This is a genomic window from Bradyrhizobium sp. USDA 326 (assembly GCF_049739485.1).
Lineage (GTDB): Bacteria > Pseudomonadota > Alphaproteobacteria > Rhizobiales > Xanthobacteraceae > Bradyrhizobium.
The window spans coordinates 4,938,232-4,959,008 of sequence record NZ_JBMGQA010000001.1; the positions used below are offsets into that span (position 1 = coordinate 4,938,232).

Below are 20,777 nucleotides of genomic sequence, written 5' to 3' on the forward strand. Positions count from 1 at the left end.
CGATGCTCATGCCGCGCGCACCATCTGCAGCACGCGCGCCGAGAGCTGCTTGAAGCGGTCGTCCTTGACGAGGTCGTCCCAGACCCGGGGCCGCGGCAGGTCGACCGCGATCTCGTCGAGCACGCGTCCCTTCGACAGCACGACGACGCGGTTGGCGAGAAACACCGCTTCCGGCACGTCGTGGGTGATGAAGATCACCGTCGGCTTGCGCTCCTGCCAGATGCGGGTCAGTTCCTCCTGGAGCGTCATGCGCGTCTGCGCGTCGACGCTGGCGAACGGCTCGTCCATCAAGAGGACGTCGGGGTTGTTGGCGAGCGCGCGCACCACGCCGACGCGCTGCTGCATGCCGCCGGAGAGCTCGTTGGGATAGCGGTGCGCCGCGTGCGAGAGCCCGGCAAGCGCCAGATATTCGCGCGCGATGCGGTCGCGCTCGGCTTTCGGCACGCCGCGCATCTTCGGGCCGAAGCCGACATTGTCGAGCACCGTCTTCCAGGGAAACAGTGCGAAGGACTGGAACACGACGCCGCGTTCGGGGCCGGGCCCGTGCACCGGCTTGCCGTCGAGCAGGATGTCGCCCTTCGAATAGGGGATGAAGCCGGCGATCATGTTCAGGATCGTCGTCTTGCCGCAGCCGGAGGGGCCGACCACCGAGATGAATTCGCCGGGTTCGACGTCGAGCGAGACGTCGTGGACGGCGGTGACGTGCGCGCCCGCATAGGGATCGAAATAGGTCTTGCCGAGATTGCGCAGCGAGAGCGTCTTCATGATGTCACCAATCCCCAACGCTGGCCGGTCGCGCGCTCGATCGGCGCGAGGATCCAGGCGTCCACGATGTACCAGAGCAATCCCAGGATGATCATGCCGAGGATGATCTCGACGGTCGAACCGGCGCGGCGGGCGTCGAACATCATGAATCCGATGCCCGACGTGCCGACGATCATCTCGACCGCGATCAGCGCGCGCCAGCCATAGCCGAGCCCGTTGCGCAGGCCGGTGATGATGTTGGGCAGCGCGCCCGGCAGCGTCACCTCCCACAGCACGCGTGCGCGAGAGGCGCCGAGGCTCAAGGCGGCGCGCGCGAGGTCCCGCGGCACGGATTCGACGCCGAGCACGGTGTTGAGCACGACCGGGAACAGCACGGTGTAGACGATGACGAAGGTCATCGTCGTCAATCCGAAGCCGAACCAGATCAAGAGGATCGGCAGCCAGGCGATGTCGCCGATGGCCTGGAAGAACAGCAGCACCGGCCAGCAGATGCGGTGCGCCCAGCGGCTGGTGCCGATCAGGATGCCCAAGGGAATGCCGAGCGCCATGCCGACGGCGGCGCCGGTCGCGAGCCGGATCAGGCTGTCCTGGAGATAATCGGGCAGGATGCCCTTGTAAGTGAGCGTGAAGAACGCGCGCGTCACATCGCCCGGGCCCGGAAAGAACGCGCGAGGAAACAATCCGGACTCGCTGACCGCCGTCCACAGCGCCAGCACCGGGATGAAAGGAATGATGGCGGAGATCCCCGGCCAGCGGCGGGTCATGCGAGCGTAGCCGGCCCAGATTTGCAGCATCAGATTCATGCGCGCCTCACCATGCCCCACCGCTCGATGGTCGCGCGTTCCAGCGGGACCAGCAGCAGGCGGTCGATCAGAAGCCAGAGCACGCCGATCACGATCATGCCGAACACGATCACCTCGGTGCGGTAGAAGTCGCGCGCGACGAACAGCATATAGCCGAGCCCGACATTGGTCGCGATCATCTCGGCGGCGATCAACCCGCGCCAGGCGAAGCCAAGGCCGGTCCGAATGCCGGTGACGATGTTGGGGAGCGCGCCCGGCAGCAGCACTTCGGTGAGCAGCGCCCAGCGGCCGGCGCCGAGCGAGGCGGCAGCGTTGCGCAGCGTGTGCGGGATGGTCCTGACGCCGAGCAGGGTGTTGTAGGCGACGACGAAGAACACGGCGTTGAAGATCACGAAGACGATCGCGCCAAAACCGTAGCCGAACCACAGCGTCGCGATCGGGATCCAGGCAATGCCGGCGAGCACCGAGAAGAAGCGGAACAGCGGCGTCAGGAAGGCCGCGACCGTCGGGCTGACGCCCATGGCGATGCCGAGCGGCACGGCGGCGGCGATCCCGATCAGTGTGCCCAGGCCGACACGCAAGAGGCTGGCGCCGACATGGGCAAACAACGTGCCGTCGCGGATCGAGTCCAGCGCGGCCGCGCCGACCGCAGCGACCGGGGGAAACACGCGCGGATTGACGTTGAACAGCGGGACGACGATCGCCCAGATCGCGACCAGCGCAAGCAGCGGCGCGACGAACATCGCAGCGCCCGCCAGCGAATTGACGCTGCGGATCAGCCGCGACGATCGGCCCTTCAGACTGCCCGTCACCTGCATTTGACCTCCCTGACGCTCAGCCATGCCTGTGTCGGCATTTCACGCTGATCATTCCCGGTATCGTAACCACGTCTCGTGCAATCGCATATCTCCGTCAGTGGCGCCTCTCGCGATCGCGGGCGGAGCTGGGATCTGTGCCGAGCCTTTCGTGTCACGGTCCATGGCGTTTCCTCTTGCTCTTGCGGCTCGGCTTCCTGGGCGAGCGCATGGCCGATCCGTCCGTTTTACGGCTGGCCGCGGCGATGGCCGTCTTCCGTTTCGAAAGCTTCAATCGGGTGTAGCCCAGCAGCCGCTCCATCGCGGCGCGCGCCTTCTCCGGGTCGCCGCTCTCGATGGCTCGCGCCGCCGCCACGTGGTTCGGCAGATTATCCCTGAACCAGCCGCCGGGGCTGACGACGGCGACGGTGAAGACGGTGCTCAGGATGGTGTCGATCGCGCCGCGAAAGCCCTGGAGGACCGGGTTGTGGGTCGCGTCCAGGATGGCGAGATGGAATGCCTTGTCGGCTGCGAGGGCGCTGGCCTGGTCCTTTGCGGTCTGCATCGCGGCCAGGGCCGTGTCGATCCGCCAGCGGTCGTTCCTGGTGGCGCGTTCGGCGGCGAGAGCTGCGGCTGCAGGTTCGATGATCGAGCGCACCTCCTGGATCGCCAGTAGAAGGTCGCGATCCGGCTCGTCCTGGCCGACCAGCCAGCTCAGCACGTCGCGGTCGAGCAGGCTCCATTCGTGGCGCGGCAGCACGTGCGTGCCGTGGCGCGGCCGCACGCTGACGAGGCCTTTCGCGGCTAGAGTCTTGATGGCCTCGCGCACCACGCCGCGCCCGACGCCGAAGCGGGTTTCGAGCTCCGGCTCTGGCGGCAGGGTCGTTCCGACGGGAATGAGATCCTGGGCGATCTCGCGGCCCAGCGTCGTCAGCACGGCGCGAATGCGGCCGGGCTTGATCAGTTTGTCGACGGGGCTCGGGCGCGCTCCTGCCACTCGTACGTTTCTCCCGTCCGGCCTGTCGCGGCCGGTTCATTTTGTCGTTGGCTGCGACGCACGGCAGCTTCACAATCATCCGATGTTTAACATCGGATGATTGGGTACGGGCAAGCGCAATTGTCGCAGCATGACTGTGCTGCGTTGCGATATGCGTCCTGGTGACGCCTGCATCACGGCTAGTCCAGCGTGCATATCACCGTGCAGACCACGCCACGCGGCAGGAAGTCGACGGTTGCCTCACCATCGAGCTGGTCGCGTGCGCTACGCTCGATCAGGCGCGAGCCGAAGCCGCGTTGTATCGGTGCCGTTACCGGTGGCCCGCCGGTCTCGGTCCAGATCAGCCGCAGTCGCGGCTTCGGCGCATCAGCGATGACTTCCCAGTCCAGCGTCACCCGGCCGGTCTCGTTGGACAGCGCACCGTATTTCGCGGCGTTGGTGGCGATCTCGTGCACGATCATCGACAGCACCACGGCGAGCCGCGGCGACAGCGGCACGGCCGGGCCGGCCATGCGGATGCGGTCGGAATTGCTCAGCAGGAAAGGCTGGAGCGCGCGGACGATCACGTCCCGGAGCTCCGAGCCCGCCCACTTCTCCTGGCTCAACAGGTTATGCGCCTCGGCCAGCGCGCCGAGCCGGCCCTCGAACTTGGTCCGCTCGTCCCGGCTGGCGCTGCGGAAGGTCTGCACCGCGATCGCCTGCATCAGGGCGAGCGTGTTCTTGACGCGATGGTTGAGCTCCTCGATCAGGAGATTGTGCAGCATCTCGCCGCGCGCGATCGTGGTGGCCATCCTGACGGCAAAGGTGAGGCCAACCAGCAGCAGGATGCCGCCGATCAGGCTTGTTATCGCGATGTCGCGCCAGAGCGGCGCGATCAGCGAGTTCTCGGAGACGCCGGCCACGACCGTCCAGCCGGTCAGCTGCGATCTGGTGAAGGCGGAGGACAGCGCGACGCCGTCGAGCGAAACGGTCGAAAGTGCGGCCTCCGGCGACCGGGACATCTCATCGTAGAGTGCCCCGGAGGCCTGCTTGCCGAACGTCTCGGCGGGGTTGGGTGTGCGCGCGAACACGCGAGCCTTGGTGTCCAGCAGCGACACCGTCCATTGATCGTTTGGCCGCTGCTGCTCGACCAGTTTCTGGAACAGCGCGATCGGCGGACTGAAGGAGAGCGCATAGGCGACCTCGCCATTGCGCAGCACAGGAACCTCCACGGTCACGATCGGCCGTTTCTTGGTCGAACCGACGAACAGGTCGGAATATTGCGGCGCCTTGCTCGCAAATATGCGCTCGACGATCTCGCGGTTGTTGCGCGGGGGCAAGTCCGCTGTTTGCGTCGTGGCTGTCGAAAACAGCTGATGGCCGGATCTGTCGGCCAACAGCAGGACGCTGTCGACGCCATACTGGCTCGTGAACTCGGCAGCCAGCCGGCGGAAGCCCTCGAAATCACGGCTCTGCAAGGAATTGCTGAGCGCGAGCACCTGCAAGCCGCCCGTCATCCGCTGCACCTCGGAGTCGAGCACGAGGCGCATGCTTCGCACCGTTTCCAGCACCCGGCGCGTCGCCTCGCTGCGATCCTGGCGATAGTTGGAATAGGCAAGGCCGACCGCAAAGACGATCAGCGGCAACATCGTTCCCGCGACCAGGAGGGCGAGCCGGACCGGCAGTGTGAGCTTTGACAAGCGTGGGCGTCCCGGTTCCAGCGCAACGGCGCCGGACTATGGTTTTGCGCAGACCATACGGTCGCGAGTTGTGCTGCGCCACGATTTTCGCGACGGCCTCGCGATGGCCGGACGCAGGCCGCCTTTCGGATTGCCACGCGCCGCCAGGAGCGCAAGTTGCAGTGCAGCAGGTCGTGAGGGAGTAGCCCCGCGACGAAGAGCACCGCCAGCGCATGCGAAAGGACTTCCGTCGCGCTGCGGTTTTTCATACGCTTGCCTCTCGCAAGCCGCAGAGCGGCTGCGCTCACGGCCCGGCGACAGGGCTGGAGCATCAAAGGGAGGGGAGACGATGAGGCGAAGGTCATTTCTCGCTGGTATCGGTGCAACCACTGCGGCGGGCACGCTTGGCATGCCGTCGATCCTCAGGGCGCAAGCTCCGATCACGCTGAACGGCGCAGTCCAGTTCAATGACGACCATGCCTTCAACCGGGCGCTGATCCGGTTCGAGGAGCTGGTGAAGAAGTACTACGGCAAGCCGGTCAACTTCACCCTGCACAAGAACTCCTCGCTCGGCCTCGAGAAGCAGTATTTCGAGTACATGTCGCAGGGCAAGGCGGTCGATTACGGCATCGTCTCGCCGGCTCACATGTCGACCTTCGCCAAGGCGGCCCCGTTCATCGATGCGCCTTTCGTGTTCAAGGGCATCGAGCACATGAACAAGGTCGTCGAAGCCAACATCCTGGCGCCGATCGCCGACGAGGTCGCGGCCAAGGCCGAGGTCGTTCTGATCGGTTATGCCGGCGGGGGCATCCGCAACATCTTCGCCAACAAGCCGCTCAAGAACCTCGCCGATCTCAAGGGGCTCAAGGTCCGCGTGCAGGGCGCGCCGATCTGGTCGAAGACCTTTGCGGCCGTCGGCATGAGCCCGACCGTGATCGCCTACAACGAAATCTACAACGCGATCCAGAACGGCGTGATCTCGGCCGGCGAGAACGAGGCCGCCGGCGTCGAGGCGATGAAGTTCTACGAAGTGGCCCCGCATCTCAACCTGACCCAGCACGCCGTATCGATCCGGCCGATCTGCTTCTCGGTGAAGACGCTGAAGACGTTGCCGAAGGATCTGCAGGACGCGATCATGAAGGCGGGCAAGGAGGCCGGCGACTACGGCCGCCAGTTGGAGTCGAGCGAAGAGGTCGTCAAGCTCGACACGCTCGAGAAGGCCGGCAAGCTCAAGCGCGTTCCGTTCGAAGAGCGGGACGCCATGAAGAAGCTCGCCGATCCCGTGATGGCCACCTACGCCAAGGAGATCGGCGCGGAAGGCATTTACGAGAAGATCAACGTCGTCTGAGGTCGCTCTGTCCGCCGACGACAGTCCGGGCAGGCCCCGCTTCCTGCCCGGACGCGGCGGATCAGCGCCGTACGGAGCTCCAATGTCCGACATGCACGTCCCGTCCACGCCGTCGCTGTGGCGTCGCCTCACCGCGGCCTACGCGAAATTGCTGGAATTACTGCTCGCCGCCTGCGTCGGCATCCTGGTCATCCCCGTCACGTTGCAGATCGTCTCGCGCTACACGCCGTTCATTCCCTCCTACATTTGGACCGAGGAGATGGCGCGATTCCTGTTCATCTGGACGATCATGATCGGGGCCATGGTCGGTGTGAGGGAGGCGCAGCATTTCGAGGTGGACGTGTGGCCCGACCTGTCGCGGCGGTCGGAGGCCGCGGTGCGGATTCTCGCACGGCTCGGCGTGCTGGCGCTGGCGCTGGTGTTCGTAACCGCCGGCATCGAGTTCACCCGTTTTGCCTGGAACAGAACGTCGGAATTGGCCGATCTGCCGCTCTGGCTGATCCATGTTGCCTGGCCCGTGGCCGGCCTGACGTGGATCGTCTTTGCGGGTGAACAGATCATCGATGAAATACGCGTTCTGGTCGGGGCACAGAGATGAGCGGCACAGTACTTTCTGCCGGACAGGCCGCGATGGTGCTGTTCGGAGGCTTCATCGGCCTGCTCATCGTGCGCGTGCCGGTTGCCTTCGCGCTCGGCCTTGCCTGCGTGCCGATTCTGCTGATCGAGCCGCGCCTGTCGCTGATGACACTCGCGCAGGAAACCTTCAACGCCTACAATTCCTTCATCCTGCTCGCGGTGCCGTTCTTCCTCTTGACGGCGAACCTGATGAGCATCGGCGGCATCACCGACCGTCTGGTGGCGCTGTCGCGCTCGATGGTCGGGCACTGGCCGGGATCGCTGGCGCAGATCAACGTCGTGCTCTCGGTGTTCTTTGCGGGCATCTCGGGCTCTTCCACCGCGGATGCGGCCAGCCAGTCGAAGATCTTCATCGATGCGCAGACCAAGGAGGGTTACGATCTCTCCTTCTCCATCGCCATCACGGCAGTGTCCGCGGTTCTCGCAGTCGTCATCCCACCGTCGATCCTCATGATCGTCTGGGGCGGGTTGATTTCGACCTCGATTGCAGCGATGTATCTGGCGGGGATTGTGCCGGGCTTGCTGATCGCGGGTGCGCAGGTGGCGACGGTGCACGTCTATGCGGTGCGTCGCGGCTACCCGACCTATCCGAAGGCGACCTGGGCCGAGATGCGGTACGCCATTTGGCGGTCGATACCGGCCATGATGACGCCGTTCATCATCGTTGGCGGCATTCTGCTCGGCTGGTTTACGGCAACCGAGTCCGCCTGCGTCGCGGTGCTCTACTCCATCGTGCTATCGATGTTCTTCTATCGCGAGACAGGTCTACGCGAATTGTACAAGGCCTTGCTCGACACCGGACGTCTTGCCGGCGTGGCGCTGTTTTGCGTCGGCACCGCCAGCGCTTTCGGCTGGCTGCTCGCCTATTACAAGATCCCCCAGGAGCTGCTGGCCAACGTCTCGACCTGGGGCATGGGGGCTGTCACTGCCGGCTTCTTCATCTCCTTCTGCTTTCTCGTGGTGGGCTGCTTCCTCGACGCCATCCCGGCCATCATCATCGTCGGCACCGTGCTGGAGCCGCTCGCCAAGTCGGTCGATCTCCATCCTGTCCAGTTCGCGATCATCTCCATCGTGTCGCTGGCCTTCGGGTTGGTGACGCCACCCTATGGATTGTGTCTGATGATCGCGTGTTCGATCGCGGGTGTTCGGCTGCGCTATGCCCTGAAGGACACGGTGATCATGCTGATCCCGATGCTGCTCGTGCTGGCGGCGGTCATCGTCTGGCCCAGCGTGTCGCTGTTCCTGCCGCGTCTGATCGTGCCGGAGATGCTGAAGTGAGCAGCTGAGAGCGGAATCCCGCAGCCAACGGCTGCGGGATCGATTTGACCGGTTACAGATTGCTTTCGGTGATCGCTGCGTAGACCATGCTGCGCAGCTCGCGGCGGATCGGATAGGCGCTCGACGGCAGCACCTGCGTCATGAAGATCGTGATCAGCTCCTCGGCCGGATCGATCCAGAACGAGGTCGTGGCCGCGCCGCCCCAATTGTACTCGCCTGGGCTGCCGGCGATCAGCGTCTCGGCCGGGCGCATGGTGAGGGCGAAGCCGAGGCCGAAGCCGATGCCGTTATAGGTGGCCTCGGAGAACAGCGAGCGCGACACCTCCGGCAGTGCACGTCCGCCCGGGATGTGGTTCGTCGTCATCAGCGACAGCGTCTTCGGCCCGATCAGCCTGACGCCGCCGAGCTCACCACCATTGAGCAGGGCGCGACAGAAGGTGAGATAATCGGCGACCGTCGAGCAGAGGCCGCCGCCTCCGGAGATGAAGGAGGGCGGTGAGAGGAACGAGCTCGTCGCCGGATCGTCCTGAAGCGTCAGCCCCTCGCGGCGCTGGCCGGCATGAAAGGTCATGCCGCCGCCGGGGTCCGCGGAGTAGCAGGCGGCGAAGCGATGCGCCTTCGAGGCCGGCACGTGGAAATCGGTGTCGGTCATGCCGAGCGGATCGAGAATCCGCTGCTTGAGAAACTGCTCGAAAGGCATCCCCGAGATCTTGCCGACGAGATAGCCGATCACGTCGGTCGCGACCGAGTAGTTCCAGGCTTCGCCCGGCGAGAATTCCAGCGGGATCTTTGCGAGGCCCTCGATCATGGTCTGCAGCGTGCCGGACTTCTCGACCTCGCCGATCTTCTCGCTGCGATAGGCGGCATCGACATTGGAGCGCTGCTGGAAGCCGTAGGTCAGGCCAGAGGTGTGGCGCAGCAGGTCGACGATCAGCATCGGCCGCGACGGCGGCCGGGTCAGGAAAGCCGGGTAGGTGCCGGCGACGAAGACGCCGAGATCTTTCCATTCCGGAATGTACTTGGCGACGGGCTCGTCGATCGCGACGAGGCCTTCCTCGACCAGCATCATGAAGGCGACGCTGGTGAGCGGCTTGGTCATGGAATAGATGCGGTAGATGGTGTCGTCCTTGACCGGCGCCTTGCGCTCGACGTCGGCAAAGCCCTGCACCAAGCTGTGAGCGATCTTGCCGCGGCGGTAGACGAGAAGCTGGGTCCCCGGGAAGCGGCCGGCATCGATGTACCGGTTCTTCAGATGCGCGTCGACGCGGTCAAGCGCGGCCTTGGACATGCCGACGGATTCGGGCGAGGCGGGGGTGGGGGCGAGCATCAGTTCCTCCGGGGCGTTTTGTCGGAAAGTTGATACCGAAATGGCGGCCCCATTCCAAGTCGGTTGCGCTTAACGCGGCTGGGGCGACTGGTGTAGGCTCGGTCTCGGAACGCCTCCAGGGAGCCCGCCCGGGCCAACGAGAAAAACGCGAGGGCAACGCATCATGACGCAGTTCAACGAGACCGAACTCACCGAAGCCGTCGTTCGGAGCTTCGACCGGACGCCTGATACGCGGGCAAAATTCCTGCTGCAGGAATTGGTGAAGTCGCTGCACGATTACGTGAGCAAGACCGGCCTGACCTTCGAGGAATGGGAATACGCCATCGATTTCCTGACCCGGACCGGGCAGAAATGCACCGACACGCGCCAGGAGTTCATCCTGTTGTCCGACGTGCTCGGCGTCTCCATGCTGGTCGACGCCGTCAACCACCGCGACCGCGAGGGCGCCACACAGACCACGGTGCTCGGTCCGTTCTATGTCGGCGAGCACAAGGTGACCGCGCACGGCACCGACATCTCGCCGAACAATCAGACGGGCGAACGGATGTTCGTGCAGAGCCGCGTCACCGACCTTAACGGCAAGCCGCTCGCCGGCGTTCCCGTCGACGTCTGGCATGCCGACGATGACGGCTTCTACGATTCCCAGAAGCCGAATTATGACGAGGTCGGCGCCTCGGCGCGGGCGCGCTTCATCACCGATGATGACGGCCGCTTCTTCTTCCGCACCATCCTGCCGTGCAGCTATCCGATCCCGACCGACGGTCCCGTCGGCGAGATGATCGTGCAGACGGGTCGTCACCCGATGCGCCCGGCGCATGTGCACTTTCTGGTCAATGCGAAGGGTTATGAGCCGCTGATCACCCACGTCTTCATCGGCGGCGACAAGTATCTGGATTCCGACGTCGTGTTCGGCGTCAAGGACGACCTCGTTGCCAAGGTCGAGCCGCGCAGCGATGCTGAGATGCCCGACGGCACCAAAGCGAACGGGCAGTGGCATCTGATGTCCTACGAATTCCACCTCAAGCCCGGCGGCGGCATGGCGCCGAAGCCGCTGGGGGTGAAGGCGGCGGAGCCGGCGTGACGGCTCCCCGCCGGCGGCGGGTGATAACAAGCTGGCAGCCAAGAACGGCAATCGCCGCTCGCGTGAACCGGCGCGGAGTGCTTAGTCGACCCGTACTGGAATATGCACGGCCCCCTCTCGTCTCTGGGCATCCGAGGTCTGTTGGTCGGTGCTCCACCCGCGGCCCCATCTGATGAGCGGCGCCTCAATGATGATGTGCAAGACCCAGGCGAGGCCGATGGAGAGCAGAATGCAGGCGACGATTGTCGCGGTCGTCGATAACAGCCACACCTCGGTAAAGTTGATCATCCATTTTATCACCAGGTAGTGGACGATATACAGCGAGTACGAAATCTTGCCGAACCATTGCAGGATCGGCGAAAAGGGCCGCCCTTCGATCTCGGCGGACACCACGGCATGGATGAGCAATCCCGCAGCGAGGCCATAGGTTGGCACGCGCGCGAATTGCGGGTCGGCCGATCCGGACACGAATATCCAGTACCATCCGACAGCGAACAGGCCGGCTGAAGTTGCCAGAGCATGGCGCGAAAAGAGCAATCGATCGTTCCTGTGGAGATAGGCGATGCCGGCGCCAGCGCCGAATTCCAGGACCAGCGGATGGGAATAGATGCCAAGCTGCAGGCGGAATACGAGGGCAATAACGACCATGCCGAGCCCCGCGAACAGCAGTTCGAACAACCGGTTCGGCGCGATGGCGAGGATGGCCGCAACTGCCGCATAGAAATGCAATTCGAAAGCAATCGACCAAGCCGGGCCAAGGTACCAGTTCGGATATGTCCACGCGAAGATGAGGCCAAGGTCGAGCGGCGGACGTTTCTCCGGCGACAGATCGATCCAGGACGAGCTGGCGAACGCCGCCAGCAACACAAGCCAGTAGACCGGATAAATTCGAACCGCTCGTCTGAAGACGAAGCTCAACGCGTCGCGGTGCGCCGCCGCCGTGGTTGCGATGATGAAGCCGGAAATGACAAAGAAGATGTCGACGCCGCTTGCAAGAAGAGTGAGGACGCCTTCGGCAACACCCGGGCCGACCATGTCGGGTCGCGCGCTGACCGCGTGTCCGCAGACCACCGACAGCGCAGCAACGCCGCGCATTGCCTCTACACCCGCGAAGACGCGCAAAACGCCCCTGCAACATCAATTACAAGTTGAGTTCTATCTGCAGGCAAGGATACTAATAAATGGTTGCGTGTAGCTAAGAAACTCTACGCTAGGATGTGTGAAGTGGGCTGGGGCGGAACGGCACCTTGCCCATGATCGCTCGGAGTAAGAAGCGACTGTGCGCCGACCAGCCGCATGTCCGTTTAGCCGCCAGAAGCTCACGCCTGCGCCTCATGAGCACGCGCTCTAGCGCGCGTGCAGCAGCGCCAGCAGCCCGATGACCGCGCAGGCGAGCGCCGCCGACGTCACCTTCCAGAACATCAGCGGGTTGCGCTCCAAGAGCGGCGTCATTCGCGTGTCGAGATAGGCCGGGTTGGGCGTGCGAAGCTCGTGGACGAATTCGGACAGGTCCTCGTGCCGCTTGTAGGGATCGGGATGGAGCGCGCGCCTGAGCGCGCCATCGACCCAGGCCGGCACATTGCGGTCGTCGTCCGTCGGACGATACTGGAGCCTGCGCACGTCCGCCTTGCGCCGGATCCTGGCGATTTGGGTGCCATAGGGAAGCTTTCCCGTCAGCATCTGGTAGCAGATCACTGCCAGCGAAAACATGTCGGAGCGCGGTGAGCCGCCCTGTCCAAGAAAATATTCCGGCGCCGTATACTGGACCGTTCCCAGGATTTCGTCGGCCTCCTCGCGAGGCGCGGCCTCGGCCACGCCGGCGACCCTGACCGATCCGAAATCGATGATCTTGGCCGTGCCGGTCTTGTCGATCAGGATGTTGTCGGGCCTGAGGTCCTGATGCAGCATCTCCATGCGGTGGAAGGCGCGCAGGCCCGCCGCGATCTGCTCGACCAGCCCGCGGACGGTTTCGAGATCGGGGCGCGGATTGTCGATCATCCACTGCTTCAGGGTCTGCCCCTCGACGAATTCGGTCGCGACGTAGAGGTAGCTGCGCCGCCTCGACTGTGACCGCGGCTTCAGCACGTGCGGGCTGTCGATGCGTCGCGCGATCCACTCCTCCATTAAAAAGCGCTTCAGGTACGCGGCATTGTCGCGCAAGTCGACCGACGGCAGCTTGAGCGCGACCGGTTCCCCGGTCTCCACGTCGACGGCAAGATAGATGTGGCTGCGGCTGCTGCCGTGAATCTCGCGGACGATCCGATAGCCGTCGAAGATCGCACGCGGCTCAGGCAGCGGCGGAAGCGGCAATTGTGCGGTCTGATTGAAGATACCGGCCGGCTCGCGCTGAGGCACCGCGTCGATGCGCAGGATCTGGACGGTGATGTTGTCGTCGCTGCCGCGCCGGTAGGCTTCCTCGACGACGGCCTTCGCTGCCGCGTCGAGATCGCCCGCATGCTCGTTCACCGCGCTCGTGACGAAGCGTGCCTCGACGAATTCGTAAGCGCCGTCGGTCGCCAGCAGAAAGGTGTCGCCGGCCTCGACCTCGAACGCCTGATAATCGATCTCGAGCTGCGGATTGATGCCGAGCGCACGGCCGAGATAGGTCTGCTCGGACGACACGATGATGCGGTGATCGCCGGTGAGCTGCTCGAGCGTCTTGCCGGCGACGCGGTAGACGCGGCAGTCGCCGACATGAAAGATGTGCGCGGTGGTCGCCTTGATGACCATGGCGCTGAGGGTGCAGACGTAGCCCTTGTCGCGGTCGTAGGCATATTGGCTCTTGCGCGTCTGCGCATGCAGCCAGGAATTGGTCGCGTCCAGCACGCGGCGGGCGGAGGTCTTCACCGTCCAGGATTCCGACGTGCAGTAATAGTCCATCAGGAAGCTCTTGACCGCCGACTCGCTGGCGATCTGGCTCACCGTGCTGGAGGAGATGCCGTCGGCGAGGACGGCCGCAATGCCCTTCAGGCTGAGCAGCGGCTCTTCCGGAATCAGGACGCCGTGAAAGTCCTGGTTGATGGGCTTGCGGCCCTTGTCGGAATGCTGGCCGACCGAAATCTGGAGTCCGCGGGTCATCGTCGCCACCGGCAAAGGGGAGTCTCACCGTGCTCGGGCGAGGCTCCCCTGTCGAGACGGATTCGATCAGGCCGCAACGCGGGGCTTCGGAGCCTTGCCGGCCTGGCGCTTCGGCAGGGTCATGACATGCGTGGCATAGAGGGTCATGCCGGTGAAGGCGAGGCCGCCGACGAGGTTGCCGAGCACGGTCGGGATCTCGTTCCAGATCAGATAGTCCATGATCGAGAACTTGGCGTGCAGCATCAGGCCCGACGGGAACAGGAACATGTTCACCACGGAATGCTCGAACACCATGTAGAAGAACACCAGGATCGGCATCCACATCGCGATGACCTTTCCGGGGACCGAGGTCGAGATCATGGCGCCGACGACGCCGGTCGAGACCATCCAGTTGCAGAGCATGCCGCGCATGAACAGCGTCGCCATGCCTGCCGCGCCGTGCGCGGCATAGCCCAGCGTGCGCCCTTCGCCGATATTGCCGATGGCCGCGCCGACCTTGTCGGGCGCCTGGGTGAAGCCGAAGGTCGTGACGAAAGCCATCATGAAGGCCACGGTGAAGGCGCCGGCGAAGTTGCCGACGAACACGAGACCCCAATTGCGCAGCACGCCACTGAGCGTGACGCCCGGGCGTTTGTCGATCAGAGCGAGCGGGGAGAGCACGAAGACGCCGGTCAGCAGGTCGAAGCCCAAGAGATAGAGCATGACGAAGCCGACCGGAAACAAGAGCGCGCCGATCAGCGGCTGGCCCGTGTTGACGTTGATCGTGACGGCGAACCAGGCCGCCAATGCCAAGATGGCGCCCGCCATATAAGCGCGGATGATGGTATCACGGGTGGACATGAAGATCTTGGACTCGCCCGCATCCACCATCTTGGTGACGAATTCCGAAGGCGCGAGATACGACATCGATGGTTCCTTTGCTTCCTAAGGGAGATCGACACGCTCCGAGAGCGTGGCTGAACGTGATCGGCCGTGCGGGCTGGCCTGCCGCGCACGAGGGCTATGGAAAATCAGGAAGCTTTGGGAATCGCGTCACGAGGACTTTGAGCCAGGAGGGCCGCGAAGCAGGTGAGCTTCCGGGATGTAGCCGCCAGAGGCTGCATCAATGCGGCGAGCCGCAGTCTTCGTTGACGGCGAAGGAAATGCAAGTTGCGTGCCGGTAGCCCGCCTCAGAAACATCGAGCAATTTCAATGCGATGCAGCTCTGCTGGACCTGAATCTGAGGCCGCCCCGGCCTTTTACTTAAGCTGTTGCACAAAACTTGTGCGCCGCACAAAGGTTGTGCAGGCCGCAAATTTCGGATGCGGAACCGACGTGCGACAGTTTGGCTCCGTCGACCTAAGGCATTGATCTATAATTGACTTTGACAGCGTTGAGCTTGGCATGAAGCTTGAATGGTTCCGCTCGACGCCATTGAAGCCGTCCCGCGAGACATCTCATCCGATTTGCTGACGCCACCAGACGGGGGTTCCCCCGTCGCGCGTTCGCATGCGCCAAAGTCGGCGCCACCGGACGGACGGGCCGCTCGCGCGCACAGCCGCAAATCATTCCGCACAGACGCAAAGGACGATACAGCCTATGAGCAAGCGCACCCGCCGGCCCTCGGAAACGACCGGCCTCAGCCGCCGTCAATTGTTGAAGGCCACCGGCTCGACCGCCGCACTTCTCGCAGCCGCAAAACTGAACTTCCCGGCCGGCGCCTTCGCGCAGGATTCAGGCCCCGAGGTCAAGGGCGCCAAGCTCGGCTTCATCGCACTCAGCGACGCCGGACCGCTCTTCGTCGCCAAGGACAAGGGCCTGTTCGCCAAATACGGCATGCCCGACGTCGACGTGCAGAAGCAGGCCTCCTGGGGCACGACGCGCGACAACCTCGTGCTCGGCTCGGAAGGCAACGGCATCGACGGCGCGCACATCCTCACCCCGATGCCGTATCTGATCTCGGCCGGCAAGGTGACGCAGAACAACCAGCCGACGCCGATGTACATCCTGGCGCGGCTCAACCTCGACAGCCAGTGCATCTCCGTCGCGAACGAATATGCCGACCTGAAGCTCGGCGTCGATGCCGCGCCGTTCAAGGCCGCGCTGGAGAAGAAGAAGGCCTCCGGCAAGGCCGTGAAGGCCGCGATGACCTTCCCAGGCGGCACCCACGATCTCTGGATCCGCTATTGGCTCGCCGCCGGCGGCATCGATCCCGACAAGGACATCGAGACCATCGTGGTGCCGCCGCCGCAGATGGTGGCCAACATGAAGGTCGGCACCATGGACTGCTTCTGCGTCGGCGAGCCCTGGAACCTGCAGCTGATCCATCAGAAGATCGGCTATACCGCGGTCAATACCGGCGAGCTCTGGAACAAGCATCCGGAGAAATCCTTCGGCATGCGCGCCGCCTTCGTCGACAAATATCCAAAGGCGGCGAAGGCGCTGCTGATGGCGGTGATGGAAGCCCAGCAATGGGCCGACAAGGCCGAGAACAAGGCCGAGCTCGCCGCCATCATGGGCAAGCGGCAGTGGATGAACTGCCCGGTCGAGGACGTGCTCGATCGCAGCGCCGGCAAGTTCGATTACGGCATCCCGGGCAAGGTCGTCGAAAACTCGCCGCACATCATGAAGTACTGGCGCGATTTCGCCTCCTATCCGTTCCAGAGCCACGATCTCTGGTTCCTCACCGAGGACATCCGCTGGGGCAAGTACGAGCCCGGCTTCGATACCAAGGCGCTGATCGCCAAGGTCAACCGCGAGGACATGTGGCGCGATGCGGCCAAGACGCTCGGCGTCGCTGCCGCGGAAATCCCGACCTCGACCTCGCGCGGCAAGGAGACCTTCTTCGACGGCAAGGTGTTCGATCCCGAAAATCCGGCGGCGTATCTGAAGTCGCTCGCGATCAAGCGCGTCGAAGTCTGATGCAGCCCTGCGGCCGCCCATTGGGCGGCCGCATCGTCCTGATCATGCCGGAAAAGGGATTTTCGATGAACATGCCTGCCACGAAGATTGAGCTTGAGACCGCAGCGCCTGCGGCCGTTGCGGCGCCGGTGGTCGCGCTGACGCCGAAGCGTCCGCCGCGCGCCGAGACCTACGCACGGATGGCGCGCGAAACCGCGGTACGCGTGATCCCGCCGCTGGTCGTGATCGCGCTTCTGACGCTGGTGTGGGAGCTGGTCTGCCGCCGCGCCGGCTCGGCCCTGCCGCCGCCGTCGAAAGTTTTCAACGACACCAAGGAGCTGATCTTCGATCCGTTCTTCGACCATGGCGGCATCGACAAGGGCCTGTTCTGGCATCTGTCCGCCAGTCTCCAGCGCGTCGCACTCGGCTATTCGCTGTCGGCGATCGCGGGCATCGCGCTGGGCGTGCTGGTCGGCCAGTCGGTCTGGGCGATGCGCGGGCTCGATCCGTTGTTCCAGGTGCTGCGTACCATTCCGCCGCTCGCCTGGCTGCCGCTGTCGCTCGCGGCGTTCCGCGACGGCCAGCCCTCGGCGATCTTCGTCATCTTCATCACTTCGATCTGGCCGATCATCATCAACACCGCGGTCGGCATCCGCAACATCCCGCAGGACTACCGCAACGTCGCGGCCGTGGTGCAGCTCAATCCGCTCGAGTTCTTCGCAAAGATCATGATCCCGGCGGCGGCGCCTTACATCTTCACCGGCCTTCGCATCGGCATCGGCCTGTCGTGGCTGGCGATCGTCGCAGCGGAAATGCTCATCGGCGGCGTCGGCATCGGCTTCTTCATCTGGGACGCCTGGAACTCCTCGCATATCAGCGAGATCATCCTGGCGCTGTTCTATGTCGGGATCGTCGGCTTCGTGCTGGACCGCCTGATCGCGGGCCTCGGCAAGGTCGTCACCCGCGGCACCGCGCAGAACTGAGAGGAGAGGGCACATGATCGCCTACCTGAAGCTCGACCACATCGACAAGGTCTTCACCCGCGGCGCCGCCAGCACGGAGGTGCTGAAGGACATCAACCTCACGATCGAGAAGGGCGAGTACGTCTCGATCATCGGCCATTCCGGTTGCGGCAAGTCGACCCTGCTCAACATCATCGCAGGGCTGACCGGCGCCACCACGGGTGGCGTGCTGCTGGAAAACCGCGAGGTGAACTCGCCGGGGCCCGATCGCGCCGTGGTGTTCCAGAACCACAGCCTGCTGCCGTGGCTGACCGTCTACGAGAACGTCAGGCTCGGCGTCGACAAGGTCTTCGCCAGGACCAAGTCCCGCGCCGAGCGGGACGCCTGGGTGATGCACAATCTCAACCTCGTGCAGATGGCTCATGCCAGGGACAAGCGCCCGTCCGAAATCTCCGGCGGCATGAAGCAGCGCGTCGGCATCGCGCGGGCACTCGCCATGGAGCCGAAGGTGCTGTTGCTGGACGAGCCCTTCGGCGCGCTCGACGCCCTGACCCGCGCCCACTTGCAGGACTCGGTCATGGCGCTGCATCAGAAGCTCGGCAACACCATTCTGATGATCACCCACGACGTCGACGAAGCCGTGCTGCTCTCCGACCGCATCGTCATGATGACGAACGGGCCGAGCGCGCGCATCGGCGAGGTACTGGAGGTGCCGCTGGCGCGGCCGCGCAAGCGGCTCGAGCTCGCGACCAACGCGACCTATCTGAAATGCCGCCAGCGCGTGCTCGAATTCCTCTACGAGCGTCACCGCTTCGTCGAGGCCGCGTAAACGAAAAGTTTAACGCAATGACATGCACGCGCCCAAATAATTGACACCTCGCTCAATCCTTGTGCGTCGCACAAGGATTGAGCGAATCGCAAATTTAGCGTGCGAGAAAGCCCTGCGAACATTTCGGGCGCCACGAACAACATCCTGAAATCGCTGCATTTCCAGGATGCGCGCAACTGGCACGGAAATTGAAGCGCCTTTGCGCGACGCCAACGACGACGTCCCTCAACATCATCAAATCAGCATCGTGAACTCGCCACCGGGGTGAAGCTTCGGAGCGCGCCTCCTTGTCTGGAGGCTGAGCCTGCAACGACGCAGCGGTGAGACTGGAAGGGATATGCAATGACGAAGAGTCCCACTTGGATTTCTGACTGGCGCCCCGAAGATGAGGCGTTCTGGAACGCGACAGGCAAGACGATCGCGCGGCGCAACCTGATCTGGTCGATCGTGGCCGAGCATATCGGCTTCTCGGTCTGGCTGATCTGGAGCATCGTCACCACCAAGCTGCCGCAGGCGGGCTTCCACTACAGCACCGACCAGCTGTTCCAGCTCGTCGCCGTGCCGGGCCTGATCGGCGCCTTGATGCGCTTTCCCTACACCTTCGCAGTGACGACGTTCGGCGGCCGCAACTGGACCATCTTCAGTGCGGCGATCCTGTTCATTCCGACCTTGTCGCTCGCCTATTTCGTGAGCCAGCCCGACACACCGTTCTGGCTGATGCTGCTGGTCGCCTCGACCGCGGGTCTCGGCGGCGGCAATTTCGCCTCCAGCATGACCAACATCTCCTTCTTCTTCCCCGACCGGATGAAGGGATGGGCGCTCGGCCTCAACGCGGCCGGCGGCAATATCGGTGTCTCCAGCGTGCAGCTCCTGACCCCGATCCTGATGACGCTCGCCGTCTTCAACCTGTTCCAGGCTACACCGGTCGATGGCATCTTCCTGCAGAATGCCGGCCTGATGTGGGTGCTGCCGATCGCGATCGCGGTATTCGGCGCGGTGTTCTTCATGAACAATCTCACCACGGCGAAATCGTCGGTGAAGAACCAGCTTGCGATCGTCAAGCGCAAGCACACCTGGATCATGGCGTATCTCTACATCGGCACGTTCGGATCTTTCATCGGCTATTCAGCGGCGTTTCCGCTTCTGATCAAGACGCAATTCCCCACCGTGACGATCTCGATCGCCTTCCTGGGCCCGCTGGTCGGCTCCCTGTCGCGTCCGCTCGGCGGCTGGCTCGCAGACCGGGTCGGCGGCTCCATCATCACCTTCTGGAATTTCATCGTGATGGCAGGCGCTACGGTCGGCGTGCTCTACTACGTCGGGCAGAAGGATTTCGTCGGCTTCCTGTCGATGTTCCTGATCCTGTTCGTGACGACGGGCATCGGCAACGGCTCGACCTACCGCATGATCCCCTCGATCTTCCGCGAGGAGAACCTGTTCAAGGTGCGCGGCAAGGGCGACGCGGCACGTAGCGCTGCCCTGAAGACCGCGAGCATCGAAAGCGGCGCAGCGGTCGGCTTCATCGGCGCGATCGGTGCCGTCGGCGGCTATCTGATCCCGAGCGGTTTCGGCAAGTCGATCGCCATGACCGGCGGGCCGCAGCTCGCGCTCGCGATCTATCTCGCCTTCTACGCCTCCTGTCTCGCTCTGACCTGGTGGTTCTACCTGCGTCGCAGCCCGCAGGGTGAAGGCGCGCCAAGCCTCGCCGGAGCGCGTGTGTAGAGCATGATCCGGAAAAGTGTGAAGCGGTTTTCCGACCAGATCATGCTCAGACGATAGAGACTTGGCACGAATGTCGCTTCTCTCCGTACGCGGGGAGAAGTCTCTCTGATGACGTTTGATCCATGAACTTCTTCCGCAATGGCGCGGACGAAGGCAGACCGAAACAGACAGGAGAACATCATGACGCCGGAACAGGTCGCCCTCATTCAGCAGAGCTTCTCCAAGGTCGCGCCGATATCGGAAGCCGCCGCGGTGCTGTTCTACGATCGCCTGTTCGAGGTGGCGCCGTCCGTGCGCGCGATGTTTCCCGAGGACATGACCGAGCAGCGCAAGAAGCTGATGGGCATGCTCGCTGCTGTCGTCGGCGGCCTGTCGAACCTGGAATCGATTCTTCCCGCGGCCTCCGCCCTCGCCAAGCGACACGTCGCCTACGGCGCCAAGGCCGAGCACTACCCTGTGGTCGGAGCGACCTTGCTGTGGACCCTAGAGAAAGGTCTTGGCGAAGCCTGGACGCCTGAACTCGCCAAAGCCTGGACCGACGCGTACGGCGTGTTGTCCGGCTACATGATTTCCGAGGCCTATGGCGCACAAGCGCAGGCCGCCGAATAGGAGATGCCTT

At 63.9% G+C, this 20,777-nt stretch carries 18 protein-coding genes; 9 read left to right on the forward strand and 9 right to left on the reverse strand.

Annotated elements, in window-relative coordinates; all coding sequences use genetic code 11:
• Positions 1 to 6: 6 nt before the first annotated feature.
• The 5 genes from ABIG06_RS23330 to ABIG06_RS23350 all read right to left on the reverse strand — a co-directional run bounded on the left by ABIG06_RS23330 (position 7) and on the right by ABIG06_RS23350 (position 4,987).
• The gene (locus ABIG06_RS23330; RefSeq protein WP_124159510.1) at positions 7 to 765 is read right to left on the reverse strand and encodes an ABC transporter ATP-binding protein; all 759 of its coding nucleotides are present in this window, start codon (positions 763 to 765) and stop codon (positions 7 to 9) included.
• The gene (locus tag ABIG06_RS23335) at positions 762 to 1,568 is read right to left on the reverse strand and encodes an ABC transporter permease (protein WP_370138755.1); all 807 of its coding nucleotides are present in this window, start codon (positions 1,566 to 1,568) and stop codon (positions 762 to 764) included. Before ABIG06_RS23335 ends, ABIG06_RS23330 begins: the two co-directional genes overlap by 4 nt.
• Complete coding sequence (locus tag ABIG06_RS23340) at positions 1,565 to 2,386, reverse strand: ABC transporter permease (RefSeq protein ID WP_124159508.1); 822 nt, start codon at positions 2,384 to 2,386, stop codon at positions 1,565 to 1,567. Before ABIG06_RS23340 ends, ABIG06_RS23335 begins: the two co-directional genes overlap by 4 nt.
• 151 nt (positions 2,387 to 2,537) lie before the next feature.
• Positions 2,538 to 3,359, reverse strand: a complete 822-nt coding sequence (locus ABIG06_RS23345; protein WP_370138756.1) for a FadR/GntR family transcriptional regulator — start codon at positions 3,357 to 3,359, stop codon at positions 2,538 to 2,540.
• A gap of 179 nt (positions 3,360 to 3,538) precedes the next feature.
• Positions 3,539 to 4,987: a sensor histidine kinase gene (locus ABIG06_RS23350; protein WP_370140893.1), complete on the reverse strand. Its 1,449-nt coding sequence runs from the start codon at positions 4,985 to 4,987 to the stop codon at positions 3,539 to 3,541.
• A gap of 379 nt (positions 4,988 to 5,366) precedes the next feature.
• On the opposite strand from ABIG06_RS23350, the gene ABIG06_RS23355 reads away from it, so the two are divergent.
• The 3 genes from ABIG06_RS23355 (at position 5,367) to ABIG06_RS23365 (ending at position 8,279) form a co-directional block, all read left to right on the forward strand.
• Positions 5,367 to 6,365 (forward strand): TRAP transporter substrate-binding protein, encoded by a 999-nt coding sequence (locus ABIG06_RS23355; protein WP_370138757.1) that lies wholly within the window; start codon positions 5,367 to 5,369, stop codon positions 6,363 to 6,365.
• Positions 6,366 to 6,447: 82 nt separating this feature from the next.
• Positions 6,448 to 6,963 carry a TRAP transporter small permease gene (locus ABIG06_RS23360; RefSeq protein ID WP_370138758.1) on the forward strand — a complete coding sequence of 172 codons (516 nt, stop codon included), beginning with the start codon at positions 6,448 to 6,450 and terminating at the stop codon, positions 6,961 to 6,963.
• Positions 6,960 to 8,279: a TRAP transporter large permease gene (locus tag ABIG06_RS23365; protein WP_370138759.1), complete on the forward strand. Its 1,320-nt coding sequence runs from the start codon at positions 6,960 to 6,962 to the stop codon at positions 8,277 to 8,279. The genes ABIG06_RS23360 and ABIG06_RS23365 overlap by 4 nt, the downstream gene beginning before the upstream one ends.
• A 52-nt stretch (positions 8,280 to 8,331) precedes the next feature.
• On the opposite strand, the gene ABIG06_RS23370 is transcribed toward ABIG06_RS23365, so the two are convergent.
• A complete protein-coding gene (locus ABIG06_RS23370) occupies positions 8,332 to 9,606 on the reverse strand; it encodes a serine hydrolase domain-containing protein (RefSeq protein ID WP_370138760.1) in 1,275 nt (424 codons plus the stop codon).
• A gap of 163 nt (positions 9,607 to 9,769) precedes the next feature.
• Here ABIG06_RS23370 and ABIG06_RS23375 point away from each other — a divergent pair, with 163 nt between their 5' ends.
• The gene (locus ABIG06_RS23375; RefSeq protein ID WP_124159502.1) at positions 9,770 to 10,687 is read left to right on the forward strand and encodes an intradiol ring-cleavage dioxygenase; all 918 of its coding nucleotides are present in this window, start codon (positions 9,770 to 9,772) and stop codon (positions 10,685 to 10,687) included.
• A gap of 81 nt (positions 10,688 to 10,768) precedes the next feature.
• Here ABIG06_RS23375 and ABIG06_RS23380 read toward each other — a convergent pair whose 3' ends face one another.
• The 3 genes from ABIG06_RS23380 to ABIG06_RS23390 form a co-directional block, all read right to left on the reverse strand.
• Positions 10,769 to 11,809, reverse strand: coding sequence for an acyltransferase family protein (locus tag ABIG06_RS23380; RefSeq protein ID WP_370138761.1), 1,041 nt, complete (start codon positions 11,807 to 11,809; stop codon positions 10,769 to 10,771).
• A 225-nt stretch (positions 11,810 to 12,034) separates the two neighbouring features.
• Complete coding sequence (locus tag ABIG06_RS23385; protein ID WP_370138762.1) at positions 12,035 to 13,765, reverse strand: protein kinase domain-containing protein; 1,731 nt, start codon at positions 13,763 to 13,765, stop codon at positions 12,035 to 12,037.
• A gap of 66 nt (positions 13,766 to 13,831) precedes the next feature.
• A complete protein-coding gene (locus ABIG06_RS23390; RefSeq protein WP_370138763.1) occupies positions 13,832 to 14,671 on the reverse strand; it encodes a formate/nitrite transporter family protein in 840 nt (279 codons plus the stop codon).
• Positions 14,672 to 15,343: 672 nt separating this feature from the next.
• Between ABIG06_RS23390 and ABIG06_RS23395 the strand changes: the two genes are divergently transcribed.
• The 5 genes from ABIG06_RS23395 to ABIG06_RS23415 all read left to right on the forward strand — a co-directional run bounded on the left by ABIG06_RS23395 (position 15,344) and on the right by ABIG06_RS23415 (position 20,767).
• Positions 15,344 to 16,666: a CmpA/NrtA family ABC transporter substrate-binding protein gene (locus ABIG06_RS23395; protein WP_370138764.1), complete on the forward strand. Its 1,323-nt coding sequence runs from the start codon at positions 15,344 to 15,346 to the stop codon at positions 16,664 to 16,666.
• Between the two features lie 65 nt (positions 16,667 to 16,731).
• Positions 16,732 to 17,628, forward strand: coding sequence for a nitrate ABC transporter permease (gene ntrB, locus ABIG06_RS23400; protein WP_370138765.1), 897 nt, complete (start codon positions 16,732 to 16,734; stop codon positions 17,626 to 17,628).
• Positions 17,629 to 17,641: 13 nt separating this feature from the next.
• The gene (locus tag ABIG06_RS23405) at positions 17,642 to 18,436 is read left to right on the forward strand and encodes an ABC transporter ATP-binding protein (RefSeq protein WP_370138766.1); all 795 of its coding nucleotides are present in this window, start codon (positions 17,642 to 17,644) and stop codon (positions 18,434 to 18,436) included.
• A 342-nt stretch (positions 18,437 to 18,778) separates the two neighbouring features.
• Complete coding sequence (locus ABIG06_RS23410) at positions 18,779 to 20,158, forward strand: MFS transporter (protein ID WP_124159495.1); 1,380 nt, start codon at positions 18,779 to 18,781, stop codon at positions 20,156 to 20,158.
• A 180-nt stretch (positions 20,159 to 20,338) separates the two neighbouring features.
• Positions 20,339 to 20,767, forward strand: a complete 429-nt coding sequence (locus ABIG06_RS23415; RefSeq protein ID WP_370138767.1) for a globin family protein — start codon at positions 20,339 to 20,341, stop codon at positions 20,765 to 20,767.
• Positions 20,768 to 20,777: the final 10 nt, after the last annotated feature.

Coding starts and splice junctions, on each gene's coding strand:
- ABIG06_RS23330 (WP_124159510.1), bottom strand. CDS start 765: ATGAAGACGCTCTCGCTGCGCAATCTCGGCAAGACCTATTTCGATCCC.
- ABIG06_RS23335 (WP_370138755.1), bottom strand. CDS start 1,568: ATGAATCTGATGCTGCAAATCTGGGCCGGCTACGCTCGCATGACCCGC.
- ABIG06_RS23340 (WP_124159508.1), bottom strand. CDS start 2,386: ATGCAGGTGACGGGCAGTCTGAAGGGCCGATCGTCGCGGCTGATCCGC.
- ABIG06_RS23350 (WP_370140893.1), bottom strand. CDS start 4,987: ATGTTGCCGCTGATCGTCTTTGCGGTCGGCCTTGCCTATTCCAACTAT.
- ABIG06_RS23355 (WP_370138757.1), top strand. CDS start 5,367: ATGAGGCGAAGGTCATTTCTCGCTGGTATCGGTGCAACCACTGCGGCG.
- ABIG06_RS23360 (WP_370138758.1), top strand. CDS start 6,448: ATGTCCGACATGCACGTCCCGTCCACGCCGTCGCTGTGGCGTCGCCTC.
- ABIG06_RS23365 (WP_370138759.1), top strand. CDS start 6,960: ATGAGCGGCACAGTACTTTCTGCCGGACAGGCCGCGATGGTGCTGTTC.
- ABIG06_RS23370 (WP_370138760.1), bottom strand. CDS start 9,606: ATGCTCGCCCCCACCCCCGCCTCGCCCGAATCCGTCGGCATGTCCAAG.
- ABIG06_RS23375 (WP_124159502.1), top strand. CDS start 9,770: ATGACGCAGTTCAACGAGACCGAACTCACCGAAGCCGTCGTTCGGAGC.
- ABIG06_RS23385 (WP_370138762.1), bottom strand. CDS start 13,765: ATGACCCGCGGACTCCAGATTTCGGTCGGCCAGCATTCCGACAAGGGC.
- ABIG06_RS23390 (WP_370138763.1), bottom strand. CDS start 14,671: ATGTCGTATCTCGCGCCTTCGGAATTCGTCACCAAGATGGTGGATGCG.
- ABIG06_RS23395 (WP_370138764.1), top strand. CDS start 15,344: ATGAGCAAGCGCACCCGCCGGCCCTCGGAAACGACCGGCCTCAGCCGC.
- ntrB (WP_370138765.1), top strand. CDS start 16,732: ATGAACATGCCTGCCACGAAGATTGAGCTTGAGACCGCAGCGCCTGCG.
- ABIG06_RS23405 (WP_370138766.1), top strand. CDS start 17,642: ATGATCGCCTACCTGAAGCTCGACCACATCGACAAGGTCTTCACCCGC.
- ABIG06_RS23410 (WP_124159495.1), top strand. CDS start 18,779: ATGACGAAGAGTCCCACTTGGATTTCTGACTGGCGCCCCGAAGATGAG.
- ABIG06_RS23415 (WP_370138767.1), top strand. CDS start 20,339: ATGACGCCGGAACAGGTCGCCCTCATTCAGCAGAGCTTCTCCAAGGTC.